The organism is Bacillus sp. NTK074B, assembly GCF_017303375.1.
GTDB lineage: Bacteria > Bacillota > Bacilli > Bacillales > Bacillaceae_B > Rossellomorea.
This window is the reverse complement of record NZ_JAFKOH010000027.1, coordinates 1-1,985: the sequence shown is the minus strand read 5'-3', so window position 1 is coordinate 1,985 and position 1,985 is coordinate 1. Positions and strand designations below refer to the sequence as shown.

Here is a 1,985-nt window from a genome sequence, read left to right as displayed (position 1 = left end):
AGCGGTTCGATCCCGCTAGGCTCCACCAAGTTTTTTTACGAAAGTAAAAAAACTACATTGGTTTTACGAAAGTAAAATAAACTTCATTGGTTTTACGAAAGTGAAATTCAATAGTATAGTAAGTGTTTCGTGGCGGTGTAGCTCAGCTGGCTAGAGCGTACGGTTCATACCCGTGAGGTCGGGGGTTCGATCCCCTCCGCCGCTATTACATGATACATAATGAACGATTATAAGGACCCTTAGCTCAGTTGGTTAGAGCAGACGGCTCATAACCGTCCGGTCGTAGGTTCGAGTCCTACAGGGTCCATTATACGGAGGAATACCCAAGTCCGGCTGAAGGGATCGGTCTTGAAAACCGACAGGGGTGTAACAGCCCGCGGGGGTTCGAATCCCCCTTCCTCCTCCATATTACCTTTATATTTATATCGTCGCGGGGTGGAGCAGTTCGGTAGCTCGTCGGGCTCATAACCCGAAGGTCGCAGGTTCAAATCCTGTCCCCGCAATACCGTTTTTGCTTGTTATCAGTAAAAGGTTAACTTTGATCTTTTATGAGTCACGCAAGGATAGTTATTTTCGCTAGCGCGAGGTAATGAAAGTTATTTTGCTGGCGCAAGTAAGGAAAGTTATTTTTGCTAGCGCAAGGTAATGAAAGTTATTTTGACTATCGTCAAAAAACTCTGGTCCGGTAGTTCAGTTGGTTAGAATGCCTGCCTGTCACGCAGGAGGTCGCGGGTTCGAGTCCCGTCCGGACCGCCATTTTTCTTTTGATGGCCATTTGAAAATTTAATCTTCTATAAAATATGGCTCAGTAGCTCAGTTGGTAGAGCAATGGACTGAAAATCCATGTGTCGGCGGTTCGATTCCGTCCTGAGCCACCATTTATACTTAAGAACCTTTAAGTATTTATTTTATTTGGAGGGGTAGCGAAGTGGCTAAACGCGGCGGACTGTAAATCCGCTCCTTCGGGTTCGGCAGTTCGAATCTGCCCCCCTCCACCAAGATTTTTCACAAAGCGACAGCGGAGTGAAATAATCCTCCTTAAACTAAGTGTAGTGAAACGGAGCAGCAAACTCCAAAGCGAATAGCGTTAGGGTTATGTGAAATTCAAAGTATTTCATAGGGGCATAGTTTAACGGTAGAACGAAGGTCTCCAAAACCTTTGGTGTGGGTTCGATTCCTACTGCCCCTGCCAAAGAAATTTCAAACATGGCGATTGTGGCGAAGTGGTTAACGCACCTGATTGTGGTTCAGGCATTCGTGGGTTCGATTCCCATCAGTCGCCCTTTATATTGGGCTATAGCCAAGCGGTAAGGCATCGCACTTTGACTGCGACATGCGTTGGTTCGAATCCAGCTAGCCCAGCCAACGGCGGCATAGCCAAGTGGTAAGGCAGAGGTCTGCAAAACCTTTATCACCGGTTCAAATCCGGTTGCCGCCTCCAAGTATTCATGCGGGTGTAGTTTAGTGGTAAAACCTCAGCCTTCCAAGCTGATGATGAGGGTTCGATTCCCTTCACCCGCTCCAATTATTTATGGGCCTATAGCTCAGCTGGTTAGAGCGCACGCCTGATAAGCGTGAGGTCGGTGGTTCGAGTCCACTTAGGCCCACCATTCTATTATTCCGCAGTAGCTCAGTGGTAGAGCTATCGGCTGTTAACCGATCGGTCGCAAGTTCGAATCTTGCCTGCGGAGCCATTATCTTGTTATAAGATAATTGGAAAGACGTTCTCTTTTTTGAGAAAGTTTTAAAAAGAAGTTGACTTCTGCGAAGTTAACTGGTAAAGTATTATTTGTTGCCGCAAACGAGCAACATACACATGAAAACTTGATCAAAACTTTTCCGAAAAAAGTTGTTGACAACAAGTTATCAAACATGTAATATAGTAAGGGTCGCTTCGAAAGAAGCGCTACATTGAACCTTGAAAACTGAACAAAACAAGACAATACGTCAACGTTAATTCTAGATTTATTTTTAAAGAGCTATTC

14 tRNA genes are annotated in these 1,985 nt (G+C 45.3%); all 14 read left to right on the top strand.

Features of this window, described 5'->3' with window-relative positions:
- Nucleotides 1–131 precede the first annotated feature (131 nt).
- The 14 genes from JI667_RS21265 to JI667_RS21200 all read left to right on the top strand — a co-directional run bounded on the left by JI667_RS21265 (nucleotide 132) and on the right by JI667_RS21200 (nucleotide 1,694).
- Nucleotides 132–205 (top strand) — tRNA-Met (locus tag JI667_RS21265).
- Between the two features lie 28 nt (nucleotides 206–233).
- Nucleotides 234–307: transfer RNA gene (locus tag JI667_RS21260), tRNA-Ile, on the top strand.
- A 6-nt stretch (nucleotides 308–313) separates the two neighbouring features.
- A tRNA-Ser gene (locus JI667_RS21255) sits at nucleotides 314–406 on the top strand.
- 23 nt (nucleotides 407–429) lie between these two features.
- Nucleotides 430–503, top strand: a tRNA-Met gene (locus JI667_RS21250).
- A 176-nt stretch (nucleotides 504–679) separates the two neighbouring features.
- Nucleotides 680–756 (top strand) — tRNA-Asp (locus JI667_RS21245).
- Between the two features lie 46 nt (nucleotides 757–802).
- Nucleotides 803–878, top strand: a tRNA-Phe gene (locus tag JI667_RS21240).
- Nucleotides 879–914: 36 nt separating this feature from the next.
- A tRNA-Tyr gene (locus JI667_RS21235) sits at nucleotides 915–998 on the top strand.
- A gap of 120 nt (nucleotides 999–1,118) precedes the next feature.
- Nucleotides 1,119–1,192: transfer RNA gene (locus tag JI667_RS21230), tRNA-Trp, on the top strand.
- Nucleotides 1,193–1,209: 17 nt separating this feature from the next.
- Nucleotides 1,210–1,282 (top strand) — tRNA-His (locus tag JI667_RS21225).
- An 8-nt stretch (nucleotides 1,283–1,290) separates the two neighbouring features.
- A tRNA-Gln gene (locus JI667_RS21220) sits at nucleotides 1,291–1,365 on the top strand.
- Nucleotides 1,366–1,367: 2 nt separating this feature from the next.
- Nucleotides 1,368–1,441, top strand: a tRNA-Cys gene (locus JI667_RS21215).
- Nucleotides 1,442–1,450: 9 nt separating this feature from the next.
- Nucleotides 1,451–1,524, top strand: a tRNA-Gly gene (locus JI667_RS21210).
- A gap of 9 nt (nucleotides 1,525–1,533) precedes the next feature.
- A tRNA-Ile gene (locus tag JI667_RS21205) sits at nucleotides 1,534–1,610 on the top strand.
- A 9-nt stretch (nucleotides 1,611–1,619) separates the two neighbouring features.
- Nucleotides 1,620–1,694 (top strand) — tRNA-Asn (locus tag JI667_RS21200).
- Nucleotides 1,695–1,985: the final 291 nt, after the last annotated feature.